This window comes from Acidovorax sp. sif1233 (assembly GCF_019218755.1).
GTDB lineage: Bacteria > Pseudomonadota > Gammaproteobacteria > Burkholderiales > Burkholderiaceae_C > Acidovorax.
Map to the genome: position 1 here is coordinate 1 of NZ_JAHUWZ010000004.1, position 13,911 is coordinate 13,911.

The 13,911-nt window shown below is 69.5% G+C and carries 14 protein-coding genes; 2 read left to right on the forward strand and 12 right to left on the reverse strand.

Going from position 1 to position 13,911, the window contains the following annotated elements; translation table 11 throughout:
• Window positions 1–45: 45 nt before the first annotated feature.
• Entirely contained in the window at window positions 46–690 is a 645-nt protein-coding gene (locus KW843_RS14380) for a Smr/MutS family protein (RefSeq protein ID WP_218296299.1), read from the forward strand.
• A 130-nt stretch (window positions 691–820) separates the two neighbouring features.
• On the opposite strand, the gene KW843_RS14385 is transcribed toward KW843_RS14380, so the two are convergent.
• Genes KW843_RS14385 through KW843_RS14395 form a run of 3 tightly spaced genes read right to left on the reverse strand, consistent with a single transcriptional unit; the run spans window position 821 to window position 3,707 of the window.
• Window positions 821–2,326 carry a sensor histidine kinase gene (locus KW843_RS14385; RefSeq protein WP_255594760.1) on the reverse strand — a complete coding sequence of 502 codons (1,506 nt, stop codon included), beginning with the start codon at window positions 2,324–2,326 and terminating at the stop codon, window positions 821–823.
• Window positions 2,326–3,000, reverse strand: coding sequence for a response regulator transcription factor (locus KW843_RS14390; protein ID WP_218295843.1), 675 nt, complete (start codon window positions 2,998–3,000; stop codon window positions 2,326–2,328). Before KW843_RS14390 ends, KW843_RS14385 begins: the two co-directional genes overlap by 1 nt.
• Window positions 3,000–3,707, reverse strand: coding sequence for a PepSY domain-containing protein (locus tag KW843_RS14395; RefSeq protein WP_255594761.1), 708 nt, complete (start codon window positions 3,705–3,707; stop codon window positions 3,000–3,002). Before KW843_RS14395 ends, KW843_RS14390 begins: the two co-directional genes overlap by 1 nt.
• 234 nt (window positions 3,708–3,941) lie before the next feature.
• Between KW843_RS14395 and KW843_RS14400 the strand changes: the two genes are divergently transcribed.
• On the forward strand, window positions 3,942–4,589 hold the full coding sequence (locus KW843_RS14400; protein ID WP_218295845.1) for a PepSY domain-containing protein: 648 nt from the start codon (window positions 3,942–3,944) through the stop codon (window positions 4,587–4,589).
• A 141-nt stretch (window positions 4,590–4,730) separates the two neighbouring features.
• Here KW843_RS14400 and KW843_RS14405 read toward each other — a convergent pair whose 3' ends face one another.
• The 9 genes from KW843_RS14405 to KW843_RS14445 form a co-directional block, all read right to left on the reverse strand.
• On the reverse strand, window positions 4,731–6,806 hold the full coding sequence (locus KW843_RS14405) for a bifunctional 2',3'-cyclic-nucleotide 2'-phosphodiesterase/3'-nucleotidase (protein WP_218295846.1): 2,076 nt from the start codon (window positions 6,804–6,806) through the stop codon (window positions 4,731–4,733).
• Window positions 6,807–6,900: 94 nt separating this feature from the next.
• Window positions 6,901–7,128 carry a hypothetical protein gene (locus KW843_RS14410; protein WP_218295847.1) on the reverse strand — a complete coding sequence of 76 codons (228 nt, stop codon included), beginning with the start codon at window positions 7,126–7,128 and terminating at the stop codon, window positions 6,901–6,903.
• A gap of 323 nt (window positions 7,129–7,451) precedes the next feature.
• Window positions 7,452–7,688: a hypothetical protein gene (locus KW843_RS14415; RefSeq protein ID WP_218295848.1), complete on the reverse strand. Its 237-nt coding sequence runs from the start codon at window positions 7,686–7,688 to the stop codon at window positions 7,452–7,454.
• A gap of 26 nt (window positions 7,689–7,714) precedes the next feature.
• Window positions 7,715–8,128 (reverse strand): GFA family protein, encoded by a 414-nt coding sequence (locus KW843_RS14420; protein ID WP_218295849.1) that lies wholly within the window; start codon window positions 8,126–8,128, stop codon window positions 7,715–7,717.
• Window positions 8,129–8,177: 49 nt separating this feature from the next.
• The gene (locus KW843_RS14425) at window positions 8,178–8,669 is read right to left on the reverse strand and encodes a RidA family protein (protein WP_218295850.1); all 492 of its coding nucleotides are present in this window, start codon (window positions 8,667–8,669) and stop codon (window positions 8,178–8,180) included.
• 111 nt (window positions 8,670–8,780) lie between these two features.
• On the reverse strand, window positions 8,781–9,872 hold the full coding sequence (locus KW843_RS14430) for a M48 family metalloprotease (protein ID WP_218295851.1): 1,092 nt from the start codon (window positions 9,870–9,872) through the stop codon (window positions 8,781–8,783).
• 171 nt (window positions 9,873–10,043) lie between these two features.
• The gene (locus tag KW843_RS14435) at window positions 10,044–10,640 is read right to left on the reverse strand and encodes a LemA family protein (protein WP_218295852.1); all 597 of its coding nucleotides are present in this window, start codon (window positions 10,638–10,640) and stop codon (window positions 10,044–10,046) included.
• Between the two features lie 223 nt (window positions 10,641–10,863).
• Window positions 10,864–11,298, reverse strand: coding sequence for a group II truncated hemoglobin (locus tag KW843_RS14440; RefSeq protein WP_218295853.1), 435 nt, complete (start codon window positions 11,296–11,298; stop codon window positions 10,864–10,866).
• 72 nt (window positions 11,299–11,370) lie between these two features.
• Window positions 11,371–13,890, reverse strand: coding sequence for an ABC transporter permease (locus KW843_RS14445; protein WP_218295854.1), 2,520 nt, complete (start codon window positions 13,888–13,890; stop codon window positions 11,371–11,373).
• Window positions 13,891–13,911: the final 21 nt, after the last annotated feature.

Below are 13,911 nucleotides of genomic sequence, written 5' to 3' on the forward strand. Positions count from 1 at the left end.
GCCCGCCGCCGGGCGCCCCCGCCGCCCCGGCGGGCCAGCGATCGCATCGCGCACCTGCAGGACCTGGCCAGCATCGCCCGCCGCCTGCGCGAGGAGCACGCGCGCGCCGAGGCCGACGAAAAGGCCCGCCGCGAGGCCGCCGCGCGCCTGGAGGCCGAGCGCCACCTCTTCAGCCGCAGCGTAGGCCCCGTCACGCCGCTGCGCAGCCCCAACGTGGCACGCCTGCGCCGCCACAAGCCGCCACCGCTGCCCGTGCAGCACTGGCTGGACGAAGAGCGCGTGCTGGTCGAATCCATCAGCGACGACTTCGACGTGAGCACCCTGCTCGACACCGACGACCAGCTGAGTTTTCGCCGCCCCGGCATCGGCGTGGAAATCACGCGCCGCCTGCGCTCGGGCCACTGGAGCATCCAGCGCCAGCTGGACCTGCACGGCCTGCGCGTGGACGAAGCGCGCGAGGCACTGGGCGAATTCATCCGCCACGCCCACAAGGCCGGCCTGCGCTGCGTGCGCGTGGTGCATGGCAAGGGCCTGGGCTCTCCGGGCAAGAGTCCGGTGCTCAAGAGCCGCGTGCAGCGCTGGCTGGTGCAAAAAAGCGAAGTGCTGGCCTTCGTGCAGGCCCGGCCCATCGACGGCGGCGCGGGCGCGCTGGTGGTGCTGCTGCAGCCCGTGCATCCACGCCAGCGCTAGGCACGCGCAGCGCAGATCGCCCCGCTCTGCCCTGCGCACCTGGAGAGCCGGGCAGCCTGCCGTGTTGCCGACGCCCGCCGCGACGGCCGCTACCACAGCCGCTGCAACGGTTGTGGCGATGCACCCTGCCTCACGCCGTCTTGGTGCGTCCCGCGGGCGCCAGCCCCCGCATCTCCAGCCGCACGCCCAAGCCCTTGAGCTCCTCGCTTTTGCGCAACTGCAAGTGGCCCCCATAGGCCTGCGCGATCTGGCTGGCAATCGCCAGGCCCAGCCCGCTGCCCTGCACGGACTCGTCAAAACGCACTCCGCGCTGGCCCGCCGCCTGCAATTGTGCGGGCGTCATGCCGGGGCCATCGTCTTCGATGTCCAGGCACAGGCTGGCATGTTCTGCGCCACCTTGCACCGACACAGACACCGACAGTGTCAGCCGCACCCGCGAGGCGGCCCACTTGCCCGCGTTGTCCAGCAGGTTGCCCAGCACCTCCTCCAGGTCGGCGCGTTCTCCGCGCCAGTGCAGCGGGCCTTGGGTATCGTCTGCCAGCATCCAGTCCACCCCCTGCGCGGCGTGCAGGCGCTCCATCATGCGCAGCAGCTGGGCCACGCAGTCGCGCACGTCCACGGCCTGGCCGGTGCTGCCGGGGTGGGCGTGCAGCGCATCGCTCAAGGTGCGGGCCTGGTAGCGGTCCACCAGCTGGGCCATGGCCTCGACCTGGCGCTGCACCTCGCTGCTGGGCACCTGCGGCTGCGCGCTGGCCTGTGCGCTCAGCAGGGCCAGAGGCTTCTTGAGCGCGTGGTTCAGGTCCACCGCATGGGCCCGCGCGCGGGCCACCACGTGCGCGTTGTGCGCCAGCAGGCCTGCCAGCTCGTTCTGCAGGGGCTGCAGGTCGCGCCCCGTGGGGGCGGCCAGGTGCAGCGCCACATCGGGCCCCGCGCCCTGCGGCGCGCGCAGGGCAGCCAGCATGGCCTCCAGCCGGCGCAGCGGCGCCAGCCCCACCCGCACCTGCAGCCACGCCAGCCCCCCGGTGAGCAGCATCAGCACCAGCCCGGCCACCACCAGCGTGCGGTCGATCTGCCGCATGCTGCTGTGCAACTGCGCGGCCGGGCCGTAGACCGTCAGCGTGACCTGCACGGGAGGCTGGCCCAGGGCGACCGGCTGGGTCAGCGACAGCAAGGGTTCTTGCAGCGGCCCCGTGGCCCGGTGCAGCGTGGCCGAGCCGGTGGTGGTCAGGGCCTCGGTCGGCAGGCTGTCCATGTCCCACAGCGAACGTGACCGCAGCACATCGCTGCCCGCCTGCGCGCGCCAGTACCACCCGGCGTAGATGGCGCTGAACTCATCGGCACCGCCGGTGGACTCCCGCAAGCCACCCTGGGGCCCCAGGTGCAGCCGCGCGCCCACGCGCTGGGCCTTGTCGCGCAGCACCTGCTCGAAGCTGGCCAGCAGGCTCTGGTGCATCTGCACGCGCAGCCACAGCCCCCCGGCGCCCACCAGCAGCAGCATGGGGACCAGCGCCAGCAGCGCAATGCGCGTGGCCATGGGCCACTGGGCCAGCGCCAGCGCCCACGCGGCGCCGCTGTGTGCCCGGGCCGGCGCAGGCGGTGCGGGCGGCCCAGGCGGCGTGGCGGGTTCGATCCGCATCAGCCCGCCACGTCGGACGCCACCAGGCGAAATCCCTGGCCGCGCTCGGTCACCAGCTGCGGCGCGCCGTTCAACTTGCGGCGGATGCGGCCGATCAGCACGTCCAGCGTGTTGGAGTCCGGGTCGAGGTCGCGCGCATACACATGCTCGCTGATGTCGGTGCGCGTGAGCAGCTTGCCCGGGTGGTGCATGAAATACGCCAGGATCTTGTGCTCCTGCGCCGTGAGCTGCAGGCTCTGGCCCTGCAGCGAAAAGCGGCCCTGCACCACGTCGTACTCCAGCGGGCCGGCCGCCAGCACGGCGGCGGCCGACCCGGCCGTGCGGCGCAGCATGGCCCGCAGGCGCAGCACCACCTCGTCCATCAGAAAGGGCTTGGTCAAATAGTCGTCGGCGCCGGCATTGAAGCCCGCCACCTTGTCGCTCCAGCGGTTGCGCGCGGTGAGCACCAGCACCGGCCAGCCGCGGCCCGCGTCGCGCCAGTCGCGCAGCACGCTCAGGCCGTCCTTGAGCGGCAGGCCCAGGTCCAGCACGGCGGCGCTGTAGGCCTCGGCACTGCCGGCAAAGGACGCGGCCTCGCCGTCGTGCTCCACATCCACCGCGAATCCCGCCGCCTCCAGCGCCACGCGCAGTTGCTGCGCCAGCGCCACATCATCTTCCACCACCAGGATGCGCATCAGTCGTCCACCTTCTGCCGCGTGACTTCCAGGCTCACGGCGTCCACTTCGAGCTCCAGCTTGAAACCGTTGGGTTGCTGCAGCTCCACGCTGTAGTACGGGCGGCGGCGGTGGTCCGTTTCCAGCTCCACCTCCAGCACCAGGCCCGAAAAGCGCGGCCGCAAGGATTCGAGCATCACGGCCATGGACTTGGGCGCCGCGGGCGTGCCCGCCGCTTGCGGCGGGGTCAGCACCTCGCCCGTGTTCACATCCACCAGCAGCTTCATCTCGCCGGCGGGCCGGTCCGAGAGCTTGACCTCGTACACCGCCTTGCCCTGCGCGTCGCGCTCGAACTCGGCGTTCACCACGCGCGATCCGTAGCGCTGCTCCAGCTGCTGGATGTAGCGGGCCATCTGCGCCAGGCCCACAGGCTGCGTGGGCCAGTCGCGCTCCTGCGCCACGACACTGCCCGTGGCCGCATCCACCAGCACCTCGTGCTTGGTGCCGCGGGCGTCGATGATCTTGATCTCGTAGCGCAGCTCGCCCTTGCGGCCGTGCTTGGTCTCCACGTCGATGACGCGCCCGCCGTACTGGCGGCTCATGTCCGCAATGATGCTGTTGAGCGGCTTGAGCTGCCCGCTCTGCACGCCACGCCGCGCCACATCCTGCTCGGCGGCGGGGGTCTGTGCACAGGCCAGCGCCACCACGGCACAGGCAGTGGCCTGCATCCAGGTCCGCAAAATTCCATTCTTCATCGCCGGGCCGCCCCAAGATGAAGAGCGCCCCCTCGGGGGGCAGTGACCACACGAAGTGGGGAACGTGGGGGCCATATCTCTCATCGCGCGATTATTGCGGTTGGCATTAAACGGTCCATGAACGGGCGCTTCACGGTGGGTTTAGGAACGGTTGCGCACACTGCCTCCCAGTTCTTCACAACCACTGCCACACCGAAAGGAAGCACCATGAAAAAGACCGTTCTGACCCTGGCCTTCGCAGCAGCCGCCGCGGCCTCCGCCCTGCCCTCCATGGCCTGGGCCATGGGCGCCCAGGAGGCCGTCAACGTGATGGCCAAGAACCACTTCGTGGCGCCGCACGACCTGCAAAAACAATACGGCTACTGGACCGCCGAGGCCGTCTCCAACGACGGGGTGCGCGCCACCGTGCTGGTCAACGATGCCAACGGCAGCTTCACCGCCGTGCGCAAGGGCGACATCGGCACCGCCCTGCCCAGCGTGGAACGGGTGGCGCAGCAGGTGCGCGCCACCGGCTACAGCTTTGTGTACGACGTGGAGCTGGACGACGGCTTCTGGCAGGCCAAGGCCCGCCAGTCCGTGACCAACCGCGAGAAGGTCGAGTTCGTGCTGCACCCCGTGACGCTGGAGGTATTGAGCCAGGTGGGCCGCAGCGGCGGAACCGTGAACGGCCAGCCCGTGCTCAGCGCCGACCAGGTCGTGACAGCCCTGCAGCAGGCCGGCTACACCCGCGTGCGCGGTGTCGAATACGAAGACGGCTACTGGGAAGCCGAGGCGACCAACACAGCCAACCTGGCGGTGGAGCTGCGGGTGGACGCCGTGACCGGGGCCGTGCTGCGCGAACAGCTGGACGATTGAGCGGCCGGCGGCTGCCCTGCGCCAGGGTGCTGAAGCAACCCACAAAAAAAGGCACCGGGCCCCGGCATGCCCAGGCAGCCGGTCCAGGTGTCTTTTCAGGGCCGTTGGCGGCGGGCACGCCGAGCGTGCCGCGCACCGGCTTTACTTGGACAAATCGACCGCGTACTTCGACGTGCCCTTGCCCGAGCCGTCGTCCGCTGCCAGCAGCGACACATTGGCCAGGCCTGCCGCCTGCGCCACGGCGAGCGCATTGCCGCCCGAGCTGAACACCACCGGCCCCGCCACGCTGGCCTTGGCAAAGCGCCAGCTCTTGGCCGCGCCGTTGGCACTGCGCGTCACCGCCGGGTTCTTGCGGATGTAGTCGATCACCACGTCCCGGTTCGCATCGGGCGAGGCCCAGATGGTGCCCGAGCCATCGAGCTTGTCGATGAAGCTCTTGCCGCTGGTGGCGCGGTAGTTGTTGGTGGCGATCACGAACTCCTGCGCCACGTCGATGGGCTTGCCCAGGTAGGTCAGGTTCCTGATGCGGCTGCCCACGGGCTGCGTCACGTCGATCTCGTACTGCACGTCGGGCGTCGTGAACATGTCGAAGTTGTAGCCCGGGAAGGTGCTGATGAGCTGTTGCTCGCCAGTCTTGGCAGGGTCGATCTGGTTGAAGCGCTTGGCCGCGGCTTCGAGCCAGTTCTTGATGTCGCCACCGTTGACCTTCACCGCATACACCGTGTTGGGGTAGAGGTACAGGTCGGCCGCGTTGTTGATGGCCAGCGGTCCCACGGCCACGTCGGTGTAGTCGGCACCGCCCTGGAAGCCGCTCTTGAACGGCGCGCTCACCGACAGCACCGGCAGCTGCGCATACTCCGGCAGGCTGGCCTTGATGTAAGCGGCCACATAGGCCTGCTGCGCCTGGTTCACGATCTGGATCGCGCCCGGGTCGCCCACGTCGGCGAACAGCGTGCTCATGCGGAAGTCGGTCTGGCCGATGGGCGTCTTCACGTACTGGATGGCGGCCTGGTGCTGCGTCTCGACGAGCGGCGCCACGCTGGCATCTGCGTCCACCGTCACCGTGGCGCCCGCGGCGTTCTTGGACTGGATGTTGCGCAGCTCGGACTTGCTGGCCGACTTGTTGACCACCCACTTGGCCCCGTCCCACTGCAGCGCCAGCTGCACCACGCCCAGGGCCTTGCCCCAGGAGCTGGCCATCACGGCCGGCACGCCGTTCACCGTACCCGCCTTGTGGTCCACGCCGGCCATGTTGAAGCCCGGCGTGGCGGCGGTGTCGGGGAACACGCCATGCTGGTGGCCCATCACCATCGCGTCGATGCCGGCCACCTTGGAAAGGTACAGGCCCGGGTTCTCCATGGTGGGCGAATACGCCGCGCTGTCCATGCCGCCGTGCAGCAGCGCGATCACGATGTCGGCGCCCTTGGCGCGCAGCTCGGGCACGTACTTCGTCGCGGCCTCGACCGCGCCTTGCGTGGTGACCTTGCCTTCGAGGTAGCGCTTGTCCCAGTTCATGATGCCCGGCGTGGTGAAACCGATCACGCCCACCTTGATGGGCAGCTTCACCTCCTTGCCGTCCGCGCCCTTGGCCACCAGCGTGCGCTCGAGCACCGTGTAGGGCTGCACCAGCGGCTTCTGGGTCTTGTTGCTGGTCACGTTGGCCAGCACCATCGGAAAGCCCGCGCCCGCGCACTTCCTGGCGGCATCCACACCGTCCACCTCCAGCCCGCCGCCCAGCACCTGGTTCAGGAACGGCAGGCCGTAGTTGAACTCGTGGTTGCCCAGCGTGCCGGCGTCAAAGCCCAGCGCACCCATCGCCTTGTACATGGACAGCTGCTGCGTGCACGGGATGGGGCTGATGGTGGCTTCATAGTCGGCCAGCGCCGTGCCCTGGATGGTGTCGCCGTTGTCCACCAGCAGCGTGTTGGCAAACTCCTTGCGCGCCGCGCGCACCAGCGTGGCGGTGCGCTCGAAGCCGTAGCTCTTGTCTTCGGCCAGCTTGAAGTAGTCGTAGCTGCGCACGTTGAAGTGCAGGTCGGTGGTCTCCAGCACGGCCAGCGTGGCGGTGGCGCCCGCGTTGTTGTTGCTGCCGCCGCCATCGCCGCCGCCGCAGGCGGAGAGGGACGCGGCCAGGGCCAGCACGCTCAGCGTGGCGGTGCGGCGCGAATAGCAAGAAAACGGAAAGGAATCGGATTGGCTGCGAATGCGTTCAGACATGAACAAGGCCCAGGATGAAACAAAGGACCGAGTGTCTGGCGGGGGTTTGACAACGGTATGACGGCACGCGGCCGCCGCGCGTCCCACGGGGGTGTCAGCGCGGGGGGCGCCGTCGGCTCAGCAGGCCTTCCACCATCAGCAGCAGCAGCGCTGCGCGCAACTCGTCGTGGGTGTCGGTCACGGTGGTATGGGGGCCTCGCAGCACCCAGATGGCGCGGCCGCTGAAGTTGTAGTCGCTTCCCTGCAGGTGGCGCGCCAGAAGTTCGACCTGCTCGAAATCATCTGCCGAGACCGTGTGCGCGACGGTGATGGTGCTGCCCATGGGAACCCTCACATAACTTGCCTGTCAGCCCGCGCGTTCGTGCGCAACCCTGCCTGGTCCGTGGCCCCTGGTCGTGCGAGGACGCCAGCGCGCACAGGCCGGACCGCCCACGCTCTTGCACCGCGCTCTTGCACCACGCGCCGCAATGCGCCGCTGTGGCGGGGCTGCCGGTGCCTGCGGCGAGGAGGCCCTGCCCAGTGGTCTTCTGTGCAGCCCCAGCGTGCGCCGTTGGGCGCGCGCTGTATGTAGTCGTTTGCCGACAAAGCCTTACGACCTCCTGCGCCGCAGCACCCGGCACAAGGGAAGGAGCCGCAGGGTTCGCGTCAGGCGATGCGGCGTACGTCGCCGTTGTGCGGTGAAGCGCTCTCATGGAACAGGTCTTCGAGAAACTGGGCCAGTTCGTGCTCTTCCACGAAGTCGGGGACCACGAAGCCCGCGGGGGTGCGCTTGCCGTCGCCGCCCACGCGGTAGACCTGCCACAGCGGGCCCTCACGCCGCACTTCAACGATGCGGCCAAAGACATTGAAACGGGGATGGGCGGGGGGTGGTGTGTTTTCCATGGACTGCCTCGTGCCGGGTCTCGCGCCTATTCTCCGGCGATCTGCGGGTAGCCGTCGCAGATCACCACCCACGCGGCCTTGGAGGCCACGTGGATGTGCCTTTGCGGCGGCGCGTCAAAAGGGGTGTCGAGCGTGCCCAGGGGCACGGCCACGCTGTCCGCATGCACGCCTTCGCTGTGCCAGAGCAACGGCGAGCCGCAGGCCGAGCAGAACTGCCGCGTGACCCGCGGCGACGAGCGGTAGGCGCGCAGCAGCGCCTGCCCCTGCACGAAGCGGTGGTGCTCGCGGTGCACCGTGCCGTAGCTGGCGAACGCCGCGCCATGGGCCTTGCGGCACATCGAGCAGTGGCAGTGCGATGCGCTGCGCAGCGGCGCCGTGGTTTCGTAGCGCACGCCGCCGCACAGGCAGCTGCCCCGGTGGTGCACGACGGATTCGGTCATGGCCTGGGTTCTCCTTCGACGGGGTGCCTGGGTGGAGCACGCGGCCGGGTCAGGCGCGCGGCGGCGCCGGCGTGGCCACGGAGGCGATCAGGTCCACCTCCACCGTCGCATTCTTGGGCAGTTGCAGCACCCCCACCGAGGTGCGGGTGTGGGCGCCCGCCTCGCCCAGCACGGCGAACAGGATTTCAGAGGCGCCGTCGGCCACCTCGCTTTGCTGCGTGAACCCGGGCGCCGACTGCACATACACGGTGATGCGCAGCACCGACTGCACGGCGTCCAGAGAGCCCAGCGCACGCTGCAGCAAGGCCAGGGCGCGCAGGGCGCACACCTTGGCCCCCGCCTGCGCCTGGGCCAGGGTGGCGCCGGCGCCGGCCGCCCCCGTGGCCACCACGGTATCGCCCACGCGCGGGATCTGCCCGCTCAGGTAGACGTGGTGGCCGTCGCGCACCAGGGGCACGTAGTTGCCCCCGATCTTGATCTCGCCGTCAAAGCTGTAGCCGAGGGCCTGGGCTTGTTCCTGAAAACGGGCGTCACGGGACATGAAAAAAACCTCGCCGGGTGAAATGCCACCACTATGCCACCCGGCAGGCAGCCCCTGGCGTTGCCAGGCCAGCGGGCGCGCCGCCCTCCGGGGGAAGGCGGCACAGAGGCCTCACATATGCCGCGCGAACGGGTCCACCAGCGAGGCGATCGTCACCCCGGCCGGCTGGCCCACGCCCTGCGGGCGCCCTGCCGGCTCGGGGGCTGCGGTGACCGGTGCCACCTTCAGCGGCGACATGCGCCGGCCGTAGACGCGCTGCACGCGCTCTTGCAGCGTGGGGTGGGAATCGAGCCAGTGCTCCATCCTGCCGCCGCCTTCCACGTCCACCAGCAGCATGTGCTGCACCGAAGGATGGTTCAGGCCGCTGTGGCTGTGCTGTTCATAGCCGCGCGGGGTATCCCGGCGCTGGGCCATGACCTTGCGCAGCACGCCGCCCAGGCCGTCCTTGCTGCGCGTCCATTGCACGGCGCGCGCGTCGGCCAGGTACTCGCGCTGGCGCGACACGGCCGCCTTGAGCATGCGGCCGGTGATCCAGCCCGCGAAGCCCGCCAGCATGATGGCCGAGCCGAACCACCACGCCAGCCCCCGCCGCTCGCGCAGCGTGTCGCCGAAGTTGTAGACCAGCTCCAGGCCGAACACCATGCCGGCCAGCTGCATCTTCATGCGCGTGTCGCCCTCGTGCAGGTGGCTCAGCTCGTGCGCGACCATGCCCTGCATCTCCTCACGGTTCAGGTAGTCGAGCGCGCCCTGCGTCACGGCGATCACGGCGTCGCTCTCGTCCCAGCCGGCGGCAAACGCGTTGATCGCATCGGTGCGCGGCATCACCATGATTTCGGGGCGCGGCATGTGGGCGGCAATGCACAGCTCGTCGACGATGTTGGACAGGCGCTGCTCGGCATGCGAGAGCGAGGGCCGCAGCTCGCGCGCGCCCACCCGCCGGGCCAGCTTGACACCGCCCGCGCGCAGGTTGGAGGTCTCGACCCACCAGCCGCCCAGCACCAGCAGGAGCGAAACGCCCACGTTAGCCGCCAGAAAACCCTGCGGAAACGGCAACCGCCCCGGCAGCATGGCCGCCATCAGCAGCCAGGCCAGGGCCAGGGCCGCATGCACGGCGGCGATCAGCACCGCCACCGCCAGCGCAAAGCCCAGCAGCAGGCGGCGCGTTTCGCTGCGCGCGTCCGCCTGGTGGTCCCAGAATTTCATGGCCCCTCCCTGTATGAGACTTTCTCGCGCGGGACTTCAAGCGGCCCGCAGCCACGACAGGAGCTCCCGTGTTGCCCGCCAGCGCCCGGCGACCATTCGGCACGGCTTTGGCGGCCCGCGGGGCATGTACCCCATCGGGCCTGCGCACCAGGCAGCTGCGAAGAAACCGGCCTAAGAGAAGCGAACCTGCGGCGCAGCGCGCTCTGCTTCGCTGCGCGTGGACTCGAGCATGGGCACGGTGGGAAAGCCCAACAGGCGCGCCACGACCAGTTCAGGAAACTGCGCCGCCGCGTCGTTGAATTCCAGCGCCTGGTCGTTGTACGCCTGGCGCGCGAAGCCCAGGCGGTTTTCGGTGCTGGTCAACTCTTCGGACAGCGACTGCATGGTGGCGTCGGCCTTGAGTTCGGGATACGCCTCAGCCACTACCATCAGGCGGCCCAGGCTGCTGCCCAGAAGGCCCTCGGCGGCGGCCAGCGCCCCCATGGCGCCGGCGTTGGCCGGCTGGGCCCGCACGGCGGCCGCAGCACCCTGCGCCTGGCCGCGCGCCTTGATGACGGCTTCGAGCGTGGCGGCCTCGTGGCTGAGGTAGCCCTTGGCGACTTCGACCAGGTTGGGCACCAGGTCATGGCGGCGCTTGAGCTGCACGTCGATCTGGCCGAAGGCGTTGGCAATGCGGTTGCGCAGCTGCACCAGCCGGTTGTACACAGTGACGGCCCACACCGCCAGCACGGCGACCAGTCCCAGAACGATCCAAGCAGTAGCTGACATGTCCCACCCTCCTTGTTGTGAATTGAATGAATGGATGCTGGGCGCATCTTAGTAGCGCGCCTTTCCCAAAGGGGCCATACATTTCAGCGGGTAGGGATTTAAGCGTTCAAACCGCCTGCAGCGCCTACCCATCAAGCGCTATAAGCTATTAAAAACATAGCAATCGATGCTATGGGCGCACACCCGGCCCATCCACAGGCTGCGAGGGAAGCGGCGCAGCCGCTCAGGGGGTGCCCTTGTTCCTCATCCAGTCGGCCGTCCCCATGAAGCTTTCCTTCAAGCGGGCGCGCAGAGCATCGGGCACGCCTGTCTCGCCCATGGCCTGGTCCATGCAGGCCACCCACTGGTCGCGCTCCTGGATGCCGATGGAAAACGGCATGTGCCGCATGCGCAGTCGCGGGTGGCCGAAGCGGCTTTGGTAGTGGTCAGGTCCACCCAGCCAGCCGCACAAGAACCAGAAGAGTTTTTGCCGCGCCTGCACGAGGTCGCTGCCGTGGGCTGCACGCAGTTCGGCGTAACCGGGCTCCAGATCCATCAGGTCGTAGAAGCGTTCGGTGAGGGCGTGCACGCGGTCTTCGCCACCGATCCAGTCGAAGGGGGTGGTTGCGGTGGCGGTTTCTGCGCCGGCGCCGGTGTCTTTGGGAACGTCGGAATTCATATAAAAAACTGGCCCCAGCGCTTTCCTATAAAGCGCTGGAAGCTATCAAATGAGTAGCAATCGACACGCAGCCTATTCCGCCGAACGGCGCAGCGTGTCCACCACGGGGCGCACCAGCACCTCGCGCAGGCCCCACCAGCCCGCGGCCAGCGCCAGCACCGCACCCGCCACGGCGCCCGCCAGGGGCACCCAGGGCGCGGCCGTCCAGGTGAAGTCGAACACGAAGCGCGCCAGCGCCCAGCCCACGCCCACGGCCACGGCGCTGGCCAGGAAGCCCGCGAGCAGGCCCACGCCCACCAGCTCGGCGCGCTGCACCTGCCGCAGCAGGCTGGCGCGCGCGCCCACGGCGCGCATGATGGCGTACTCGCGGGCGCGCTCCTCGCGCGTGGCGGTGACGGCCGCGAACAGCACCACCAGCCCGGCGGCCAGCGTGAAGGCAAACAGGAATTCCACCGCGCGGATCACCTGGTCCAGCACGCGCTGCACCTGGGTGATGGTGGCGCCCATGTCCACGTTGGTGATGTTGGGAAACTGGCGCACCAGGGCGTTGTCGAAGCCGTTGGTCTCGGGGGCGCGGTACGCCGCCAGGTAGGTGACCGGCACGTCCTTGACGCTGGCCACGGGGTACATCACGAAGAAGTTGGCCCGCATCGACCCCCAGTCCACCTTGCGCAGGCTGGTGATGCGCGCTTCGTTCTGCACGCCGCCCATGTCGAACAGCAGCCGGTCGCCCATCTGCAGGCCCAGGGTCTCGGCAATGCCCTCCTCGACGCTGATGGCACCTTCCTCGCCCTGGCGCCACTGGCCGGCCACGATCTGGTTGTGGGGGGGTGGTTCGGTGGCGTTGGAAAGGTTGAACTCCCGGTCGACGAGGCGCTTGGCGCGGTCGTCGGTATAGCTGTCGGGGCCCACGGGCTTGCCGTTCACGGCCAGCAGGCGGCCACGGATCATGGGATACCAGTCGTACCGGGCCACGCCGCCGTCCTTGAGGGCCTGCTGGAACGCATCGGACTGGTCGGGCATCACGTTGATGACGAAGCGGTTGGGCGCATCGGGGGGCGTGGCCTTGCGCCAGCTGTCCACCAGGTCGGTGCGCAGCAGCACCAGCAGCACCAGCGCCAGCAGGCCCACGGCCAGGCTGCTCACCTGTACCACGGCGTAGGCGGGGCGCGCGGAGATCTGCCGCGTGGCCAGCACCAGCCAGCGCGGGGCGGTGGCCTCGTTCACGCTCTTGCGCAGCAGCTTCACCGCCACCCACGACAGCCCCGCAAACAGGGCCACCGCGCCGGCAAAGCCGCCCACGGCAATCAGCCCCAGCTTGATGTCGCTGCTGACCGTCAGCAGCAAGGCCGCGAAACCGGCGATGCCGATGCCCAGCACCGCCAGCGACGCGGGCTTGAGCCCGCCCACGTCGCGCCGGATCACGCGCAGGGGCGGCACCTGGGCCAGCTGCAGCACGGGCGGCAGGCCGAAGGCGAACAGCAGCGTGAGCCCCATGCCCAGGCCAAATGCCACGGGCCACAGGCTGGGCGGCGGCAGGGCTGACTCGACCAGCCCCGCGAGCAGCAGCACGAAGGCGTAGTGCACCAGATAGCCCAGCGCCACGCCCAGCGAACTGGCGAACAGGCCCACGAGAGCGAATTCGGCCGTGTAGGCGCCCGCGATGGTGCGCTGGCTCTGCCCCAGCACCCGCAGCATGGCCGAGGCATCCAGGTGCTCTGCCGCGAAACCGCGCGCGGCCAGCGCCACGGCCACGGCCGACAGCAGCGCCGCGAGCAGCGCCACGAGGCTCAGGAACTTCTGCGCGCGGTCCAGCGTCTGGCGCATCTCGGGGCGGCCGCTTTCGAGGGATTCCACCCGCACCCCGTGCACCTCGGGCTTCTTGGCCTCCGCCACGGCCCATTCGCTGAAGGCCTTGACCGCGGGGCCCGGCCCGATGACGGCGAAGCGGTAGGTGAGGCGGCTGGCCGGCTGCACCAGGCCGGTGGCGGGCAGGTCGGCATCGTTCACCATCACGCGCGGGGCAAAGCTCATGAAGCCCGCGCCCCGGTCGGGCTCGATCACGATGATGCGCGCGATGCGCAGCTGCGCATCGCCCAGCAACAGCATGTCGCCCATGGCCAGGTTCAGCGATTCGAGCAGGGGAGCATCCACCCACGCCTCGCCCCGGGCAGGGATGTCGCGGGTGGGCTGGTCGAGCGCCCCCGGCGCGTCAGCCACCTTGAGGCTGCCGCGCAGCGGGTAGCCCGGCGGCACGCTCTTGAGGGCCACCAGCTTGCTGGCACCGCCCTGCGCATCGCTGGCCCGGCCCATGGTGGGAAAGCCCACCGTGGTGACCGCCTGCAAGCCCAGGGCCGCGGCCCGCTCGACGAACGCCGCTGGCGTGGGGTTGTCGCTGGCCACCACGGCATCGCCGCCCAGCAGCTGCAGCGCATCGCGCTGCAGGCCGCCCTGAAGGCGGTCGGCGAAAAACCCCACGGACGTGAGCGCCGCCACCGCCAGCGTGACCGCCACGATGAGCAAGCGCAGTTCGCCCGCGCGCAGGTCGCGGGCCAGGGTGCGCCAGCCAAGGCGCAGAAAAGACAGGTTCATGGCACGGAACCTTAGCGCAAA

What these genes read in the sequence shown, in the direction of transcription:
- KW843_RS14385 (WP_255594760.1), bottom strand. Translation starts at nt 2,326, where the DNA reads ATGCGGATCGAACCCGCCACGCCGCCTGGGCCGCCCGCACCGCCTGCG.
- KW843_RS14390 (WP_218295843.1), bottom strand. Translation starts at nt 3,000, where the DNA reads ATGCGCATCCTGGTGGTGGAAGATGATGTGGCGCTGGCGCAGCAACTG.
- KW843_RS14395 (WP_255594761.1), bottom strand. Translation starts at nt 3,707, where the DNA reads ATGCAGGCCACTGCCTGTGCCGTGGTGGCGCTGGCCTGTGCACAGACC.
- KW843_RS14400 (WP_218295845.1), top strand. Translation starts at nt 3,942, where the DNA reads ATGAAAAAGACCGTTCTGACCCTGGCCTTCGCAGCAGCCGCCGCGGCC.
- KW843_RS14405 (WP_218295846.1), bottom strand. Translation starts at nt 6,806, where the DNA reads ATGTCTGAACGCATTCGCAGCCAATCCGATTCCTTTCCGTTTTCTTGC.
- KW843_RS14410 (WP_218295847.1), bottom strand. Translation starts at nt 7,128, where the DNA reads ATGGGCAGCACCATCACCGTCGCGCACACGGTCTCGGCAGATGATTTC.
- KW843_RS14415 (WP_218295848.1), bottom strand. Translation starts at nt 7,688, where the DNA reads ATGGAAAACACACCACCCCCCGCCCATCCCCGTTTCAATGTCTTTGGC.
- KW843_RS14420 (WP_218295849.1), bottom strand. Translation starts at nt 8,128, where the DNA reads ATGACCGAATCCGTCGTGCACCACCGGGGCAGCTGCCTGTGCGGCGGC.
- KW843_RS14425 (WP_218295850.1), bottom strand. Translation starts at nt 8,669, where the DNA reads ATGTCCCGTGACGCCCGTTTTCAGGAACAAGCCCAGGCCCTCGGCTAC.
- KW843_RS14430 (WP_218295851.1), bottom strand. Translation starts at nt 9,872, where the DNA reads ATGAAATTCTGGGACCACCAGGCGGACGCGCGCAGCGAAACGCGCCGC.
- KW843_RS14435 (WP_218295852.1), bottom strand. Translation starts at nt 10,640, where the DNA reads ATGTCAGCTACTGCTTGGATCGTTCTGGGACTGGTCGCCGTGCTGGCG.
- KW843_RS14440 (WP_218295853.1), bottom strand. Translation starts at nt 11,298, where the DNA reads ATGAATTCCGACGTTCCCAAAGACACCGGCGCCGGCGCAGAAACCGCC.
- KW843_RS14445 (WP_218295854.1), bottom strand. Translation starts at nt 13,890, where the DNA reads ATGAACCTGTCTTTTCTGCGCCTTGGCTGGCGCACCCTGGCCCGCGAC.